Consider the following 15,615-nt stretch of genomic DNA (forward strand, 5'->3'; position numbering starts at 1 on the left):
CAGGGTTGTTTTACGATTACAGGTAATCTACAATGAATGAAGACTTCGATAAAATACCGGAAAAGGTGAAGATAATTATGATCGGTGCGCTTATTTTTGGAATCGTGCTTGTAATCACGATGCTAGTCTTATTGATTTGGGTGCTGAATAAAGCTTATTCCCGAAGAGATGAGTAGATTTATAGAAGCCATATCAGCATTGCCGCCGCAATGCCACCAATAGCCGAGCTGACAGTATTGACTGCATCATTATTCATCCAGGATGCTCCTCTGATGCGCGCAGCATCTGCATCACAGTGGCGGGATTTTTCTATTTCTTTTCCGCAGCTGTCACAACGATACATCACCTGAACCGTAGCTCCCAGCCATGAATCGGCAAGTGAGCCTAACAGTCCTGCGAATAAACCTGTTACCAGCAATGGAATCAACATCCCTCCGCCATACCACTGCATGTCTGTTAAGGGAGATATCTGAATAAAGATCCAAGCAACTGCGCCGATGAACAATCCTCCGGCAGCTGAAGCCGCAATACCCATCCAGGTAATTCCGCCGGATGTCCCGGGTGCGACCTGCTTTCCGCTAACTATAGATCGAGGCAGACTACGGCTCAAACCACCAATTTCAGTCGCCCATGTATCACTATTCACTGTTGCCATGACTCCGATAAACATTGCCAACCAGATGGGATGCGGCCATATTGCGGAGGCTGTACACAGCATTAGACCCAAGCCTCCATTTGCCACCACTTGACCGGCATCGCGTCTGCTACCTTTGGCGTAACCGCTCTCTGCAGCCGACTTACGATGGTGTTTCAACTTGGAAAGCGCTGTAGATGATATAAAAAAGGCAATCAACGTTCCGAACCATGCCAAGCTGCCAAGCCCATACATAATGGTTCCTAGCATAAATGCAGCGATGGCTCCCGACAAAGATAATGAACGCTTCCAATAAGCCAGTAATGCAATGAACAAACTTCCCAACAAACCTGTCAACCAAGCTCCAATCACTAACGCTGCCTCCTTGCTGATATCCTTGATTCATTTTACAGGATGAGCTTACCCGAAACAATCATGGGTTTTTCGACATAATTCCCCAATATCTTGTCTTTCAAGCAGGATTTTTGGTGTTTGTGAGGAATATATGGTTTTTATGAGGAGTATAGGATGAAAAGAGACTCAAGGAGGATTATATGGAACACGACATGGTTGGACTCGAGCCAAAGCTCAAAAAGGACTTGCACCCAGAAGAAATGCTTCGGATCATCTTTGATTTCGCAGCCAAAATCGCGAATGAGCGCAATCTGGACAACGTGCTGATGCTGATGGCCGACATGGGCAGAGACATGATCGTGTCCGACCGCTGTACTGTTTGGCTGCTTGACAAGAATAAAAACGAGCTTTGGTCCAAGGTCGCCCACGGCATGAATGAAATAAGAATGCCCAGTACTGCTGGACTTGTTGGTCATGCAGTCACATCCGGTAAGGCTGTTTTCATCGACGACGCTTATGAAAATGAAGAATATAAACAATTTTTGATCAACGGTGCCTTAAAGGTAGACAAGCAAACCGGTTATCGCACGAAAGCGTTAATGGTCATTCCCTTCCGCAATAATGAAGGCGAAATTATGGGAGCCTATCAGGCGATCAACAAAATGACGGAGAGCGGACAATTTTCCAGCAAGGACATGGAATACTTGACACTTGCTTCTTCCTATGCGGGAAAGTCCCTCGAATCTGCTCTGCTCACCAATGAAATCGAAGAAACGCAAAAAGAAATTATTTTCACGATGGGTGAAATCGGCGAAAGCCGCTCCAAGGAAACAGGAAACCATGTTAAACGTGTTGCGGAATTTTCTTACTTTCTGGCACTTGGTCTTGGGATGAGCCAGGAAGAAGCCGACCTGCTGAAAATGGCTTCCCCGATGCATGACATCGGCAAAGTCGCGATCCCGGATGAGGTGCTCAAAAAACCGGGCAAGCTGACGGAAGAAGAATTCGATGTCATGAAGTCTCATACGAATATCGGTTATAATTTGCTCAAAAACTCCACCCGCCACATTCTTAAAACAGCTGCTATCGTTGCTTATCAGCACCATGAGAAGTGGAATGGAAAAGGTTATCCTTGCGGAATCAAAGGCGAGGAAATCCACATCTATGGCCGCATCACAGCCATTGCTGACGTATTTGATGCGTTAGGCAGCGAAAGAGTATACAAAAAGGCTTGGGAGCTGGACCGAATTCTCAATTTGTTCAAGGAAGAACGCGGTCATCATTTTGATCCTCGGGTCGTTGATGTGTTTTTTGAACAGCTGCCGAATATTGTAAAAGTACGCGATGCTTATTCCGATTTCAATCTCGCAGAGAAGACTGAAAATAGTCATTAACTGTTGTAAAAAGCTCCCCGAGGGGAGCTTTTTTGGTGCGAGAAGGTTTAGGCATTAACCTTCGGTTTTTATGGTAATAGACCCTAAAGATTGGTCGCCCCACAGAAGCTCCAGGCGATCGCCCTGCTGAACAGGACCCACGCCTTCAGGTGTTCCTGTATAGATGATATCGCCTTCACCCAATCCGAAGTTGACTGCGATAAAATCAATAATGGTTTGCAGGTTAAAGATCAAATTTTGGATATTGCCTCTCTGAACGGATTCCCCATTTTTCAGGAGCTGAAAATCAGTTTGCTCCAAGGCGGCTGCTCCAGGAAAAGGCAGAAAACCTGTTATAGGCGCTGATCCCAAGAAGCCTTTGGCCGGAAGCCAGGGCTGTCCTTTTTTCTTCATTTCATTTTGTACGTCGCGAAGTGTAAAATCTATGCCCAATGCGAATTGATCGATAATCTCATCAACGCTGATCCCAGGCGTATAAGATTTCCCTACATGTAGGACAAGCTCTCCCTCATAGTGGATTCCGCCTTGATCTCCGGGAAGAGTTACATGTTCCGCGTCCATGGAGATTAGCGCATGCGTGGGTTTGGTAAAAATCATCGGCTTATCGGGTACATCGTTTCCAAGCTCAGCGGCATGTTCCCGATAATTACGCCCGACACAGTAAATATTACGTATGGTGTTAAAGTTTGTCATCGATATTTCCTCTTTTCATTTAGTAGTATATAATCCATATCCTATCAGCGCTGTAAAGTCTGCAGCGGCACGACTCGTCCTGCTTCGTTAACTTTGGCCTGGATCGAAATTTGGCTTAAACGCTCAAACAGCTTTGTTGCTTTTTCTTTGGCCATGATTTCAGGCTGTGCCACTTTGTTTTGAATAGGCACAAGATCAAGGTCACAGCGTTTTTCCTTGCTGCAAGTTGCTTGCAGAATAACGGATTCCAAAGTCTTTTGGACCTCGTTAACTGTGAAAATGAAATTACCAAGGCTATAAGCAATCCACTTGCCTTTATAATTCTCAAATCCCTGCAGCACATGAGGGTGGCTGGCAACAATCAAATCTGCTCCGGCATCGATATAACGGTGCGCAAGCTCGGTTTGAAATTTATCAGGGTTATCCGTACGCTCCACTCCCCAATGCGCGATGACGACAACGAGATCAGCCTGCTGTCTGGCTTTTTGGATGGCTTCAACCGGCATTGTATAGCTATAGGTTTCTGCTACCCCCGGGTGATTGACTCCGGCTTTCCAGGAACCCTCCGGTACGACACGTGAGAAGCCCAGAAAAGCGATTTTAATCCCTTGCTTTTCAACAATAACGGGACTATAGGCTTCTGCGGCATCTTTGCCTGCTCCTATGTACTTGATATCCACTTTTTTCAGCTCATCGAACGTATCCAGCAGTCCTTCTTTACCATAATCCATAACATGGTTATTGGCCAAATTCACCAGATCTACCCCAGCGTCCTTAAAGGGCGGTAAAGCGAGCGGTGAGCCGCGATAAACATAATCTTTTTTCTGAACTTCTCCTCTAACCGTTATGGGAGTTTCCAAATTGGCAACCGTGTAATCCGCTTTCTGGAGATAATCTTTAACAAAGGTATAAGGATAATCATAGCCATTTTTTTTCATTTGAACTTCTACTGTGCTTGAAAAAATCACATCTCCGACAAAACTCAGCTTAACTTGCTGTCCGGTTAAAGGAGTTTGCGGCGCTTCAGTCAGTGCTGGAGCTGATGGAACAGTTGAAGCTGTTGGGATGGGCTGAGATGGCACGGGCGTTGGCTGCTGATCCGGTTTAGGAGTAGCCTCAGGCTTGGTTGTCACTGCAGCGCTTGATGTTGGAGCTGCTGATACTGCCAAAGGAGTCTTCCCTTGATTCATAGTTGCTTGATTGGATTGAGAAAAAAGATAAATTGCACCCAAGACCAGGATCAAGCAAACAGCGGCGATTGCAGCTATCCAGGCGACAAGACGTTTGACAGGCCACTTACTTTCTTTATGGTTTTTACGATGACGATCTGATCTCGATAACATGGTTAAACCCTTTCTGGTAAAGTTAATCAATGCGGAAGCGTCAACACTAACAAATTATAGCAGAATGGAGCTGTAAAAGTAACTTATTCTCAGAATCTATGGGATATGATATAAATGGTAATGAGCCTCACTGGACTGGAAAGGCAGGATGAATAATGGAAAGGATCGCATTGATTTCAGATATCCACGGCAATATGCCGGCACTGGAAGCCGTTCTGCTTGATATAAAGCAAAGAGGGATTGATCGGATCGTTTGTCTGGGGGATCTTGTAGGCAAGGGGCCGGAACCGGCTGAAACGATAGATCGAATTCGGGAAACCTGTGAAGTAGTGGTGCAGGGGAATTGGGATTTGGGCATTACCTATAAACAGGATAACGACAATGGGTTATGGCAGCAATCCAGAATTGGTCCGGAGCGGCTTGCCTATCTGGCGCAGCTTCCCTTCGCTTACGAATTTATGCTCAGCGGCAAACTATTTCGATTTTTTCATGCTTCCGCCAATAGCGTATTCCACCGTGTCAAACGCAAAGCCAGCAAGGAAGAAAGGCTTGCCATGTTCAGCAACACTGACCTTACCAATCAGACTTGCGGTCAAAAGCGGCCTGATCTTATTGGTTATGCAGACATACATGTGCCTTATTTACTCACACTTAAAACAGCTTCGGACAACCCTACCGAGCTTCATCAAGGCAGCGGTTTAACCTTGTTTAACGTAGGGAGCGTCGGGTCACCCTATGATGGAAATCCTCACTCCTGCTATTGTATTGTCGAAGGCAGCTTTAACAGCTTACATCCCTCCAGCTATTCGATCCAAATTGTTCGTACTCCTTATGATATAGAGCATTCGATCCAATTGGCTCGGGCTGCCAAGCTTCCTGACTTCGATCGCTATATGTTGGAAATCAGCACCGGTTTGGTTCACAAATAAACTCTCCATACTGCAAGGATAACTTGAAATGAGGGGTACATATGGTCCGGTGGAAAGTCAATTTAATGGTTTTGTGGTTGGGGCAGTTTTTAGTTCTGGGCGGAATGACCATGATTATGCCGTTCATGCCCTTGTATTTGCAAGAGCTTGGGATGAAAAATCCGCATGAAATAGCCACTTGGGCAGGCATTATTTTCGCAGGCAACTTCGTCACTTCGTTTCTATTTCAACCGTTTTGGGGCGGGCTTGCTGATCGTTACGGACGTAGAGTCATGTTGCTGCGTTCCGGGTTCGGTATGGCAGTAGTCATATCGCTGATGGGGTTTGCCGGCAATGCCTGGCAGCTGCTCCTGCTGAGAATGCTAAACGGCACGATATCCGGTTTTATTCCTGCTGCTGTTGCTCTCGTTTCAACAAATACGCCGAAGGAAAAACTCGGCTTCGCCATGGGTACCCTGCAGTCAGGAGCGGTTGCCGGAACCATTCTCGGTCCATTTATCGGAGGGCTGTTGGCGGAATGGATCGGGTATCGATATATTTTTTATATCACCGGTTCGCTGCTGTTTATCGCTTCCGTCCTTACCTTGCTGCTCGTTAAAGAGAAATTTAATATCAAAGAAGCCATCGCCAAGCCTAAAGTTTCCATCCTCTCCGGATTTGGCCAATTGAAGCATATTCCTCAGCTGCCTTCTTTATATGCGGTCACGTTTATGCTTCAATTCGCTTTTTTGAGTTCGATGCCATTGATGCCGCTTTTTGTAGGGCAGCTCCATGGATATGGACCAGGGCTTGCTCTTTTTGCCGGGTTGGTAGGGTCGATCACCGGATTTTCCAATATGATCTCATCACCCCTCCTGGGCCGTCTTTCGGATCGGATAGGGCCTGAATGGATTTTGGGTGGATGCCTTGTCGGGGCATCCTTAATGTTCATTCCTCAAGCTTTAGTACATAATGTTTGGCAGCTGTTCGCTGCAAGATTCGGACTCGGCATATTCATGGGAGGCCTATTGCCTACCGTGAACGCGCTTATAGGCAAATATGCGCCAATGGGCATGGAAAGCCGCGCCTACAGCTTTAATACAAGCGCCTTGAGCTTGGGAAATATGACCGGTCCCGTGGTAGGCGGTGCCATATCCGGGCTGCTGACCATTCAGCAAATTTTCATTATTTCATCGGTGCTGCTGATGGTAAATGCCTTTTGGTCCTATAAAACATTGCTGCTTCCTATGCGAAGATTACCAAAAGCTGTCGATTAGGCGAAGCCTAGTTAGTGCGGCGAAGCTGGCTGGTTGGGTGAAGCTGGTTAGGTTGTGGTGAAGTGGTAGTGTGGAGTAGCTGGTTAGAAGTGAAGCCGGGTGGTGAGGCGAACAGTGTATTTCCTACACTAAAAAATGGATACAATCTTCAATAATCTTAATAATAGTGTATAAAGTGCAGTCTAATCTAAGAAGATCAGTGAATCGACAAACTAATTCTTAAAAACAGTGTACGCTTTATACTGATTTGGTCAAGGTATGGGGACACTCACAAATTACAATGTATGAAATGCACTGTTATTGATCGATATCCCCAAAATAGATTTCTGTGAACAAAAACCAGCCCACACACAATGTTTCTCAGTGAAGGACTGGTTTGATTTTACCAAGGACTACTAGAATCCAATCAAAAAACCTGACTATAAAAACGATGAATCCTCCCCGGGAGTCCTCGAGAAGCTTCGGGAAACCTCGATAATCGTGTTCTCACCCGCGAATACGAGCAATCGCCAGCCCGTCATATGCAGGTAATACTGTGCTTTCCAATCGGGGGTCTTCGGCAATTTTGCGGTTGAATTCACGCATTGCCTCAACAGATGCCTTTTTCACGGCCGGATCAAGTACATCTCCATGCATAAGCGTATTGTCTCCGGCAATGACGGCTCCCGGATTAGCGAGCTTTATCGCCCATTCCAAATAATTCGGATAGTTGACCTTATCCGCGTCGATAAAAAAGAAATCGAAGGTCTTTCCTTCCGCCATCAACACCTCGAATTGATCAAGGGCTTCGCCAATCCGATACTCCACCTGCTCTCCGAAACCAGCCTCAGAGATATGTAACCGGGCTGCATCAGCGAACTCCTGCTTGAGCTCTAAGGAGACAAGCTTCCCGCTAGCCTCCAACCCTCTAGCCAAACAAATACCGCTGTAACCGCCCAGCGCTCCGATTTCCAGCACGTTCTTGGCGCGTATCATTTTAACCAGCAGGGTTAACAATCTGCCATATCCCGATGCAATCGATATTTCTGGCATGTTCCGGCTTCTTATTCCTTCTTTTACCCTCTCCAGGACAGGGTCTTGCTCATATAAAGCTTCAACGTAGCTCTCTGCAGATATCGGTTCCATCGAACATCCTCCTCAAGTAGGGTCCTCCTCGATTGTAAGTCCAACCCTTTTATCCTATACTTGATAATTGTATGGTTTTTCCTGGTTGAGATCAACTTTTTTCAAATGAAGATTAGAGATAGGACGGTATAGATAATGTCACAGTTAGATCTGATCGCAACCGTTCCCATGGGGCTCGAGGCGGTGGTTGCCCGCGAAATTCGCGACTTGGGTTATCCCGATGTAACGGTTGAAAATGGCCGTGTTCTCTTCAAGGGAGACGCCTTAGCGATTTGCCGCGCCAATCTTTGGCTCCGCACTGCTGACCGCATTCTGGTCAAAATGGGGCAATTCGAAGCACATACCTTTGACGAATTGTTCGAGGGCACCAAAGCCCTGGATTGGCCGGATTGGATTCCGGAGGACGCCGAATTCCCCGTCGAGGGACGCTCGCACAAATCTCAGCTTTCCAGTGTGCCTGCCTGCCAGGGCATCGTAAAGAAAGCGATCGTGGAGAAAATGAAGCTGCGCTACGGCACCGAATGGTTCGCCGAAACCGGCGCACGCTACGTCATCGAGGTCGCGCTGCTGAATGATGTGGCGACGCTGACCCTCGACACCACCGGTCCAAGCCTGCATAAGCGCGGCTACCGCAAGCTGGTGACGGAGGCGCCGCTCAAGGAGACGATGGCTGCAGCGATGGTGCTGCTCAGCCGCTGGCGGGCGGATCGCCCGCTCTACGACCCGTTTTGCGGGTCGGGCACGATCCCGATCGAGGCTGCGATGATCGGGTGGAACATCGCGCCGGGCCTCCGGCGCAGCTTTCCCAGCGAGGCGTGGGACACGGTCCCGCCGGAGCTGTGGGAGCAGGCCCGCGAAGAGGCCTACGACGCTGTGCAGGACGATGTCCCGCTGGACATCGTCGGCTGCGACATCGATGGCGCTGCCATCGATGTGGCACTGGCCGCCGCCAAGGCGGCTGGGCTTTCGGGACAGCTCCACTTTCGAGTGGAGCCTGTAGCCAAAGCCCAGCCGCTCGGCGACTATGGCTGCCTGATCACCAACCCTCCCTATGGGGAGAGGCTGGGTGATCAGGGGGAGGCCGAGCGGGCACTGCGCCAGCTCGGGAAGGTCACGGGGCTGCTGCCCACGTGGAGCACGTTCGTGCTCAGCCCGGATCGGCAGCTCGAGCAATGGATGGGGCGCCGCGCCGATAAAAAGCGCAAGCTGTTCAATGGGCGCATCGAATGCAGCTTGGCGCAATTTTTGGGGCCGCTGCCTCCAAGAAAGCCCTAGATCGATAGCTCCTTGGAAGGATGAAAAACATCTTTCCAAGGCGCAGTCTTTTTTTTCTGAGCTCTGGAAAGAATGAAAAACATTCTTCCCAGACAGAGTCTTGCCCATCATTGACTCTCTGCAACCTCTGTAGCGATGAAAAACATCTTTACAGGATCAATTCTATCCTTTTTCTCTTAGGCAAGGATGTTTTTCAATGTTTTTCATCCTTCCGGGATAAACGTGCAGGTGCAACCGAGCCGGCTTATATTATTACCATCCCCATCCCCTTGCATGTGGCTTATACTTCTACCAATTCAAGCGGCAGCCCGTCCGGATCTGCAAAAAAGGTAAACTTTCCTCTGGTAATCGGATCAATACGCACGGGTTCCACGCTGATACCTTTTGCCTCCAAATCATGTACGGCTTCCTCCATATTGGATACACAGAAGGCCAGATGCCTGAGTCCCTGTGCTTCGGGTTGGTTGACCCGCGATGGCGGATTAGGAAAAGAGAACAGTTCAATCTGTTCCCGTTCTCCCACCAGCAAATCCAATTTGAATGAATCTCTTTCGCTTCGATAGGTTTCATTCAGTATTTTCAGACCCAATAATTCTACATAGAAGTGTTTGGAACGTTGATAGTTTGAACATATAATTGCTGCATGATGGAAACCATTAAGCATCAATACACTTCCTCCCTTTTCGCTGCTCTTTCTCTATATAGTCTAACAAAAAAGCCACACCCGGAACATAACGTCAGCGGATGCGGCTCCAAACTATGCTTATTTGCTTTGCAATCTTTATTTCACTCTAACCGTCACTTCTCATTGAAGCAACGAGTGTGCTGAGCACTGTGTCCGCTTTATCGTAGTCTACCTGGCAGGTACCGGCAGCATGATGCCCGCCTCCGCCGTTTTGCAGCATCAAAGCGCCAATGTTGGTCTTCGAGGTGCGGTTAATGATGCTGTGTCCGCAAGCGAACACGCAGTTTTGTTTATTGCGTCCATCGACTATCCAGATCGAAATATTTTGGTCTGGATATAAGGCATAGACCATGAAGCGGTTGCCTGGATAAATATTTTCTACCCCTCTCAGATCCGTTACAATAACATTACCTTCAGTGCGCGTGTAGGTGCGCAGCATTTTCTGGTATAAGGCATCAAGTTCTATGTAACGATCCACACGCTCCTTGACATCGGGAAGCGCCATAATTTCAGCTACATTCTTGGAAGCCACGTGATCGACCAAGCTTTCCATAAGCTGATAGTTGCTAACCCTATAATCGCGATAACGCCCTAAACCAGTACGTGCATCCATGAGGAACGAAAGCAAATCCCAACCTTGAGGCTCTAATATGTCTTCCTTGCTGAACTGTGCGGAATCCGCTTTGTCTACACCTTCCATAATATCATCGAGCTCGCTGCCGAATTTATCGCGTCCCCCGTAATAATCATACACCACTCGAGCAGCGCTTGGAGCGATACGATTCTCGCCCTTGAAGGTCACGTTTGCATCCATCCGCTGCCGCTCGCTGGAATGGTGATCAAACCATAAGCCGCAGCCCGGTACATAAGGAACGTTGGCCAAGATATCATTTTCACCAACCTCGATCTCACCGTCCTGCATATCCTTCGGATGCACAAACTTCATCTCATCAATCATATTCATTTTTTTGAAAAGCATCGCACATACCAATCCGTCAAAATCCGACCTTGTAATCAATCTCATCGCCATTAACCCTCCTGATAGTCCATTAGCACTATTTTTCTATCATTATACCTTGATCTTTCAGGAAGTGACAACGATTTGATATAAAATTCAACAAACAAAAAAAAGAACAGCTGCCAACCTAGTTGGCTTGAGCTGTTCTTGATTTAAAGGTTAAACATTGATAAAGCTTCAACAAAAATGCTTCTACTTGAGACCACCCAAAGCTTTTGTTCTTCTCGCTTGGCACTGATGCGTTTGTGCCCATGCTGTGTAAATCAAATAGATTGGAAAGTGGTGCAAATTTCACCGAAAGCTTGACTTCGCCCTTCCAGTAAAAGATCAACATGCTGCTGTTTCTTCCGTGAAACATTTCCACATCCCAGCAAGCTTCCTTGAGGGAGTACTCTTCCGTATCGATGAGCAATTTAGGCCCTTCCGAGCTGGGGATTAAACTGGCCACTCGGTTTCCGTTGATCGATGTAAGCACTTCTTCCTCATTTTGTTTCCATTCAACTTCCAACTGTTATTTCCTCCTGTCCCAAAAAATAAATAAAACCCCATCCGTGATTCCGTCGGGAGGGGTGTCCTGTATATATAACCCTATCCTTCGGCAGCTGGCAAGCACGTTCCAGATGGAGAACGGAGCCCCTTTAGCTTTGCGTCGCTGGCTTTCGCCAGTTTTGCCATTATCGAGATTTAACGAAAAATGTCGTATCCTGCTGTTATTACTTAAAATATAAGCGATTTATATAAAAGGAAACATAATCCAATCGCACTATTTTTCATGCAAGAATATAGGTAATAAGAACTATCTTTACAAAAAATGCCTTTCTATCTGGATTTTCCCCTTGAGAAATGACTTAACTGCTGCTTCCACACCCGCTGCTGCCGCCGCCGCAGCTAGAACCCGATGAACAGCTGGACCCGCCTCCGGAATCGCCGCCTCCGCCCTGATCCGATGAAACGGAGCTCCCGCAGCCTGAGGCAGAGCACCCGCTTCCGCCGCTGTTTGCTCGCATCTGACTGTCGTCAATCGGAAGAACGTCATTCATGTTGTTCTGATAATTCGAATTATCCACCATGGAGAAAAACATCATTGCTCCCGCCAAATAGGTCAAATCCATGGTTCCATTGTTCCTTGACCAATTTGTTTGCGCATAGCTCGAGCTTCCCGCAGCATGCCTTGCTTCATCTATGGCTTGATTGATTAGAATCTGGTTCGTCTCTTTTACCTCTACATATCGATTGGCGGTTTCCGTATCAAACCAGAGACTTGAAATTTCCTGTTCATTCCCCTGCTGAAGCACATTCAATCTCTCTGCTTCCAGCGGATAGCGGAAGAATCCATTCCAAATCGCCTGACTGTAAGGAGTGAATATAAACAAATGCGCATAGACCCAGTCGAACCACGCACGTCACCCGGCATTTGTTTGGGGTCGCGTTCAGGAGCATGATGTATTTGGCTGCCCATAAAGGCTTCGCCGAAATTTTGATACTCCCTGGTGAACATCAGCATTTCGTGCCAAATATCATCGACCTCTTCACTGAACATCGGAGTACTTTTCAAAATCAAGTTCATCAAGAAATATCTTTTGAGCTCAAAAAGCTTACAATGAAATTCATCTTCCGACATATTCCCATGCTTCGTCATTACCCTATATTCCAGTCTTTCAACAAAATCCGCAGTAAAAGCGGCTTCGAGTCGTTTGACAGCTTCCGTCAGTGGAATTGAATCAAGTAAACCCAATCCCTGGGGCAATTGACTTGCATCATAACGGACACGTTTGGTTGTCCCTTGATTGCTTCGCGAACTGTAACTCACAAAGAAGATGACGATGATGAAGACGATGGCGCCAATAAAAAATGCTGGCATGTATAACCTCCCGGAAATTTGGCTTTCCTTGCTATGTATTTCCATTATAAGGGATACCGGAGTATCCTCCAATAGGATGGCATATATTTCTTCATACAACTATAATGAAAGAAAGGAGATGCTTACGATGCAAGTATTGCTAAAGCAAAACTCTTAGGATGCTTACGACGCAAGTTTTGCTAAAGCAAAACTCTAAGGGGGAAGCTTATGAAAATTGCGATTACAGGCGGAACAGGCTTTGTCGGCAGCCACTTGATTCCTTTTTTCCTGAAAAACGGACATGAAGTTCTGATTATTTCCCGGTCTTCTTCTCCTTCGCTTCAAAAAGGGATTTCTCACGTGACCTGGAATCAATTGCTGGCAGATCCTGCTGCCCATTCAGGCATCGATGCTATCATTAACTTGGCTGGTGAATCGATAAATCAGCGATGGACGGATGCGGCCAAGCATCGAATTCTGGATTCGCGTTTGAAATCAGCAAGCTATATTGAGAAATTTATCAACGAGCTTGATGATAAGCCAAAGGTGGTTATCAACGCCTCCGGCATGTCCATATACGGTACATCCTTGGAGGATACCTACGATGAACGAAGCCCTCATCGCATTGTTGATTTCTTGTCCGGTGTAGTCGAAAAATGGGAGCAAGCAGCCGACCAAATCAAGGATGCTCGTGTGGTAAAAATCCGTATTGGCCTGGTCATCGGCAAAGATGGCGGCGCGTTCCCCAAAATGCTGCTTCCTTACAAGCTGGGCATCGGCGGTAAAATCGGCAGCGGCCATCAATGGATTTCATGGATTCATATCGATGATATGGTTCGATTGATTGATACTTGTATCCAAACCGAGCAAATTAGCGGCCCAGTTAATGCGACAGCACCGAATCCGGTGACGAATGAGGCATTCGGCAGAGCGATTGCTGCAGCTTGGCATCGCCCTCATTGGTTGCCATTGCCTGCTTTCATGCTCAAGCTGATGTTCGGCGAGTTATCTACCCTTCTGCTTGATGGTCAAAAGGTACTTTCACATGTTCTGCTGAAGCATGGCTTCGAGTTCAAATATCCTACCATAGATCAAGCTTTGCGTGACTTGGCGTCTAATCCACTCAATAAGGAATAGCCTCTGCGCAAGAATACGCAGAGGCTGTTCCTTATTAGTCAAAATCATTTATTTGACGTATTTTTGCGCCTTTTCCAAAGCTTCATCTTCGGTGGGAGCCGTGATATAACGTCCGTTGATAAAAATAAAAGCAAATCGCGAGCAGGGTCCGCAATAGGATTTGCATCCGACCTTGACTTCGGCATCCGGTGCAATGCGACCAAGCTTGGTCAAGGTTGACTTGACTTTCATATGCTTGCATTTGTCGCATATACGAATATCGTTAGCCATTAATGGTCCCCGGTGTTCCCCTTGGCCGGATTCGTAATCATGAAGCCTTCCTCGGGGACATAAAAATAATCGATCCGAATCCCGTCAAGCAGAGGTTCATTTTTATCAAGTACAACATCGATGCCTTTATCCGTGCTGACAACGACATCATCATCCTTTTTATCATCAAGGCCAAGACCATAATGGGCGTGGTCCCCATGTTTATGTGTAACTTGCACACGAACCATAAGACCCTTATTTTCTTCTTTGTCGAGCTCCAGTTGTAAGACTTTTGCAGCATTGCGTGTAATTTTGACGTTCATATAGCATCTCCTGAAACTTTTTTTAATTATTATTGTAAAGAAAGCGGGCTTTGAAATCAACTTTTCGCCTTCTATTGCCATTTTACAGCTTCTTCTTTAGTATGGAAAGTAGCGAAATTTTTTCTCCTTTATGCGACAATGAAATTAACTTACCTACAGGAAAGTAATTATATTAGGAAAGGAAGGTTTCATATGACGACTCTCAAAACCGTAAAAACGACTTCTTTAAGCAGCAATCACATTCCGAAAGAACCTCAAATCATAGAATGCTCCGTGGAAAGAACACTGGAGGTGATCGGCGGCAAATGGTCATTTCTCGTTCTGCGCGAATTGTTCTGCGGGACACGCAGGTTTGGCGAGCTGCAGCGGCAAATCAATGGAATCAGCCCCAAATCATTGACGGATACACTTCGCCACCTGGAGGAACAAGGCGTTCTGGAAAGGACCGCTTACGCGACAGTCCCAGTTACTGTAGAATATAAACTTACACCAAAAGGTCAGGATTTGCATCAAATATTAAAAGAAATGAAATTATGGTCCGCCAAGTGGACATAATGGACTGAAATGGCTTTGCCGCTCACAAGAAGCTAAGGAGTGTACATCCTATGATTACCATCAAGTCAAAAGAAGAAATAGATAAAATGGGCAAAGCCGGACAAATACTTGCCGCATGCCACAAAGAAATTGCCAGGATGATTAGGCCTGGTATCACCTCTTGGGAAATTGATCAATTTGTTGAAGGCTTTTTGGCCAAACATGGCGCTATTCCGGAACAAAAGGGATACAAAGGCTATCAATATGCAACCTGCGCCTCGATCAATGACGTGATTTGCCACGGGTTTCCAAGTAAAAACCCTTTAAACGATGGGGATATTGTCACGATTGACATGGTCGTCAGATTGGGTGACTGGCTGGCAGATTCTGCATGGACCTACGGAGTGGGGAATATCTCGAGTGAAGCTCAAAAACTGCTCAAGGTTACGAAGGAATCCCTCTATAAAGGTATAGAAAAAGCAGTCATTGGCAACAGACTTGGGGACGTGTCCAATGCCATTCAAACTTACGCGGAAGCGGAGGGATTCTCTGTTGTCCGAGATTTTGTCGGTCATGGCATTGGCATGGATATGCATGAAGAGCCTCAAGTGCCTCATTATGGGCCGGCTGGCAGAGGTGTGCGCCTTAAGGAAGGCATGGTGTTCACGATAGAGCCGATGCTCAATGTCGGCCAATATTTTTCCAAGGTCGATCTGGATGGGTGGACGGCTCGTACATTTGACGGGAGCCTGTCCGCTCAATATGAACACACTATTGCCATCACGAGCGAAGGACCGCGGATATTGACCGAACAATAATCGTCGCT

At 46.8% G+C, this 15,615-nt stretch carries 19 protein-coding genes and 1 riboswitch; of the genes, 8 read left to right on the forward strand and 11 right to left on the reverse strand.

Going from position 1 to position 15,615, the window contains the following annotated elements; translation table 11 throughout:
- Positions 1–32 precede the first annotated feature (32 nt).
- Positions 33–176: a hypothetical protein gene (locus BLV33_RS29260; RefSeq protein ID WP_171909072.1), complete on the forward strand. Its 144-nt coding sequence runs from the start codon at positions 33–35 to the stop codon at positions 174–176.
- Between the two features lie 2 nt (positions 177–178).
- Here BLV33_RS29260 and BLV33_RS09095 read toward each other — a convergent pair whose 3' ends face one another.
- Positions 179–1,003, reverse strand: a complete 825-nt coding sequence (locus BLV33_RS09095; RefSeq protein WP_090798791.1) for a DUF92 domain-containing protein — start codon at positions 1,001–1,003, stop codon at positions 179–181.
- A gap of 185 nt (positions 1,004–1,188) precedes the next feature.
- On the opposite strand from BLV33_RS09095, the gene BLV33_RS09100 reads away from it, so the two are divergent.
- Entirely contained in the window at positions 1,189–2,382 is a 1,194-nt protein-coding gene (locus tag BLV33_RS09100) for an HD domain-containing phosphohydrolase (protein WP_171909073.1), read from the forward strand.
- A gap of 54 nt (positions 2,383–2,436) precedes the next feature.
- Here BLV33_RS09100 and BLV33_RS09105 read toward each other — a convergent pair whose 3' ends face one another.
- The gene (locus BLV33_RS09105; protein ID WP_090790298.1) at positions 2,437–3,075 is read right to left on the reverse strand and encodes a fumarylacetoacetate hydrolase family protein; all 639 of its coding nucleotides are present in this window, start codon (positions 3,073–3,075) and stop codon (positions 2,437–2,439) included.
- A 44-nt stretch (positions 3,076–3,119) separates the two neighbouring features.
- Entirely contained in the window at positions 3,120–4,418 is a 1,299-nt protein-coding gene (locus tag BLV33_RS09110) for a CapA family protein (RefSeq protein WP_253187013.1), read from the reverse strand.
- Between the two features lie 155 nt (positions 4,419–4,573).
- Here BLV33_RS09110 and BLV33_RS09115 point away from each other — a divergent pair, with 155 nt between their 5' ends.
- Both BLV33_RS09115 and BLV33_RS09120 read left to right on the forward strand, forming a co-directional pair.
- The gene (locus BLV33_RS09115; RefSeq protein WP_090790300.1) at positions 4,574–5,347 is read left to right on the forward strand and encodes a metallophosphoesterase family protein; all 774 of its coding nucleotides are present in this window, start codon (positions 4,574–4,576) and stop codon (positions 5,345–5,347) included.
- A 41-nt stretch (positions 5,348–5,388) separates the two neighbouring features.
- Complete coding sequence (locus BLV33_RS09120; RefSeq protein ID WP_090790301.1) at positions 5,389–6,603, forward strand: MFS transporter; 1,215 nt, start codon at positions 5,389–5,391, stop codon at positions 6,601–6,603.
- A gap of 486 nt (positions 6,604–7,089) precedes the next feature.
- Here BLV33_RS09120 and BLV33_RS09125 read toward each other — a convergent pair whose 3' ends face one another.
- Entirely contained in the window at positions 7,090–7,728 is a 639-nt protein-coding gene (locus BLV33_RS09125) for an O-methyltransferase (protein WP_090790303.1), read from the reverse strand.
- Between the two features lie 135 nt (positions 7,729–7,863).
- Between BLV33_RS09125 and BLV33_RS09130 the strand changes: the two genes are divergently transcribed.
- Complete coding sequence (locus BLV33_RS09130) at positions 7,864–9,003, forward strand: THUMP domain-containing class I SAM-dependent RNA methyltransferase (RefSeq protein ID WP_090790306.1); 1,140 nt, start codon at positions 7,864–7,866, stop codon at positions 9,001–9,003.
- A 280-nt stretch (positions 9,004–9,283) separates the two neighbouring features.
- Here the strand turns inward: BLV33_RS09130 and BLV33_RS09135 are convergent, their stop codons facing one another.
- From BLV33_RS09135 to BLV33_RS09155, 5 genes are all read right to left on the reverse strand, one after another.
- Positions 9,284–9,667 (reverse strand): SMU1112c/YaeR family gloxylase I-like metalloprotein, encoded by a 384-nt coding sequence (locus tag BLV33_RS09135; RefSeq protein WP_171909074.1) that lies wholly within the window; start codon positions 9,665–9,667, stop codon positions 9,284–9,286.
- Positions 9,668–9,794: 127 nt separating this feature from the next.
- On the reverse strand, positions 9,795–10,712 hold the full coding sequence (locus tag BLV33_RS09140) for an exopolyphosphatase (protein WP_090790310.1): 918 nt from the start codon (positions 10,710–10,712) through the stop codon (positions 9,795–9,797).
- Between the two features lie 121 nt (positions 10,713–10,833).
- The gene (locus BLV33_RS09145) at positions 10,834–11,214 is read right to left on the reverse strand and encodes a hypothetical protein (RefSeq protein WP_090790312.1); all 381 of its coding nucleotides are present in this window, start codon (positions 11,212–11,214) and stop codon (positions 10,834–10,836) included.
- 86 nt (positions 11,215–11,300) lie between these two features.
- Positions 11,301–11,389, reverse strand: a riboswitch (cyclic di-GMP riboswitch).
- 165 nt (positions 11,390–11,554) lie between these two features.
- On the reverse strand, positions 11,555–12,007 hold the full coding sequence (locus BLV33_RS09150; protein ID WP_090790314.1) for a hypothetical protein: 453 nt from the start codon (positions 12,005–12,007) through the stop codon (positions 11,555–11,557).
- Entirely contained in the window at positions 12,004–12,567 is a 564-nt protein-coding gene (locus tag BLV33_RS09155; protein WP_090790316.1) for a glycine-rich domain-containing protein, read from the reverse strand. The genes BLV33_RS09150 and BLV33_RS09155 overlap by 4 nt, the downstream gene beginning before the upstream one ends.
- 207 nt (positions 12,568–12,774) lie before the next feature.
- Here BLV33_RS09155 and BLV33_RS09160 point away from each other — a divergent pair, with 207 nt between their 5' ends.
- Positions 12,775–13,683, forward strand: coding sequence for a TIGR01777 family oxidoreductase (locus BLV33_RS09160; protein ID WP_090790317.1), 909 nt, complete (start codon positions 12,775–12,777; stop codon positions 13,681–13,683).
- Positions 13,684–13,731: 48 nt separating this feature from the next.
- On the opposite strand, the gene BLV33_RS09165 is transcribed toward BLV33_RS09160, so the two are convergent.
- A complete protein-coding gene (locus tag BLV33_RS09165) occupies positions 13,732–13,953 on the reverse strand; it encodes a YuzB family protein (RefSeq protein WP_090790318.1) in 222 nt (73 codons plus the stop codon).
- Positions 13,953–14,255, reverse strand: coding sequence for a heme biosynthesis protein HemY (locus BLV33_RS09170; protein WP_090790320.1), 303 nt, complete (start codon positions 14,253–14,255; stop codon positions 13,953–13,955). The genes BLV33_RS09165 and BLV33_RS09170 overlap by 1 nt, the downstream gene beginning before the upstream one ends.
- Positions 14,256–14,447: 192 nt before the next feature.
- On the opposite strand from BLV33_RS09170, the gene BLV33_RS09175 reads away from it, so the two are divergent.
- Complete coding sequence (locus tag BLV33_RS09175; RefSeq protein WP_090790322.1) at positions 14,448–14,810, forward strand: winged helix-turn-helix transcriptional regulator; 363 nt, start codon at positions 14,448–14,450, stop codon at positions 14,808–14,810.
- A 50-nt stretch (positions 14,811–14,860) separates the two neighbouring features.
- Positions 14,861–15,607 (forward strand): type I methionyl aminopeptidase, encoded by a 747-nt coding sequence (map, locus tag BLV33_RS09180; protein WP_090790323.1) that lies wholly within the window; start codon positions 14,861–14,863, stop codon positions 15,605–15,607.
- Positions 15,608–15,615: the final 8 nt, after the last annotated feature.

This window comes from Paenibacillus sp. GP183 (assembly GCF_900104695.1).
Lineage (GTDB): Bacteria > Bacillota > Bacilli > Paenibacillales > NBRC-103111 > Paenibacillus_AI.

Bases quoted from the DNA above. Each gene is read 5' to 3' on its own strand.
- BLV33_RS29260 (WP_171909072.1), top strand. From the start codon at position 33: ATGAATGAAGACTTCGATAAAATACCGGAAAAGGTGAAGATAATTATG.
- BLV33_RS09100 (WP_171909073.1), top strand. From the start codon at position 1,189: ATGGAACACGACATGGTTGGACTCGAGCCAAAGCTCAAAAAGGACTTG.
- BLV33_RS09105 (WP_090790298.1), bottom strand. From the start codon at position 3,075: ATGACAAACTTTAACACCATACGTAATATTTACTGTGTCGGGCGTAAT.
- BLV33_RS09110 (WP_253187013.1), bottom strand. From the start codon at position 4,418: ATGTTATCGAGATCAGATCGTCATCGTAAAAACCATAAAGAAAGTAAG.
- BLV33_RS09115 (WP_090790300.1), top strand. From the start codon at position 4,574: ATGGAAAGGATCGCATTGATTTCAGATATCCACGGCAATATGCCGGCA.
- BLV33_RS09120 (WP_090790301.1), top strand. From the start codon at position 5,389: ATGGTCCGGTGGAAAGTCAATTTAATGGTTTTGTGGTTGGGGCAGTTT.
- BLV33_RS09125 (WP_090790303.1), bottom strand. From the start codon at position 7,728: ATGGAACCGATATCTGCAGAGAGCTACGTTGAAGCTTTATATGAGCAA.
- BLV33_RS09130 (WP_090790306.1), top strand. From the start codon at position 7,864: ATGTCACAGTTAGATCTGATCGCAACCGTTCCCATGGGGCTCGAGGCG.
- BLV33_RS09135 (WP_171909074.1), bottom strand. From the start codon at position 9,667: ATGCTTAATGGTTTCCATCATGCAGCAATTATATGTTCAAACTATCAA.
- BLV33_RS09140 (WP_090790310.1), bottom strand. From the start codon at position 10,712: ATGAGATTGATTACAAGGTCGGATTTTGACGGATTGGTATGTGCGATG.
- BLV33_RS09155 (WP_090790316.1), bottom strand. From the start codon at position 12,567: ATGCCAGCATTTTTTATTGGCGCCATCGTCTTCATCATCGTCATCTTC.
- BLV33_RS09160 (WP_090790317.1), top strand. From the start codon at position 12,775: ATGAAAATTGCGATTACAGGCGGAACAGGCTTTGTCGGCAGCCACTTG.
- BLV33_RS09165 (WP_090790318.1), bottom strand. From the start codon at position 13,953: ATGGCTAACGATATTCGTATATGCGACAAATGCAAGCATATGAAAGTC.
- BLV33_RS09170 (WP_090790320.1), bottom strand. From the start codon at position 14,255: ATGAACGTCAAAATTACACGCAATGCTGCAAAAGTCTTACAACTGGAG.
- BLV33_RS09175 (WP_090790322.1), top strand. From the start codon at position 14,448: ATGACGACTCTCAAAACCGTAAAAACGACTTCTTTAAGCAGCAATCAC.
- map (WP_090790323.1), top strand. From the start codon at position 14,861: ATGATTACCATCAAGTCAAAAGAAGAAATAGATAAAATGGGCAAAGCC.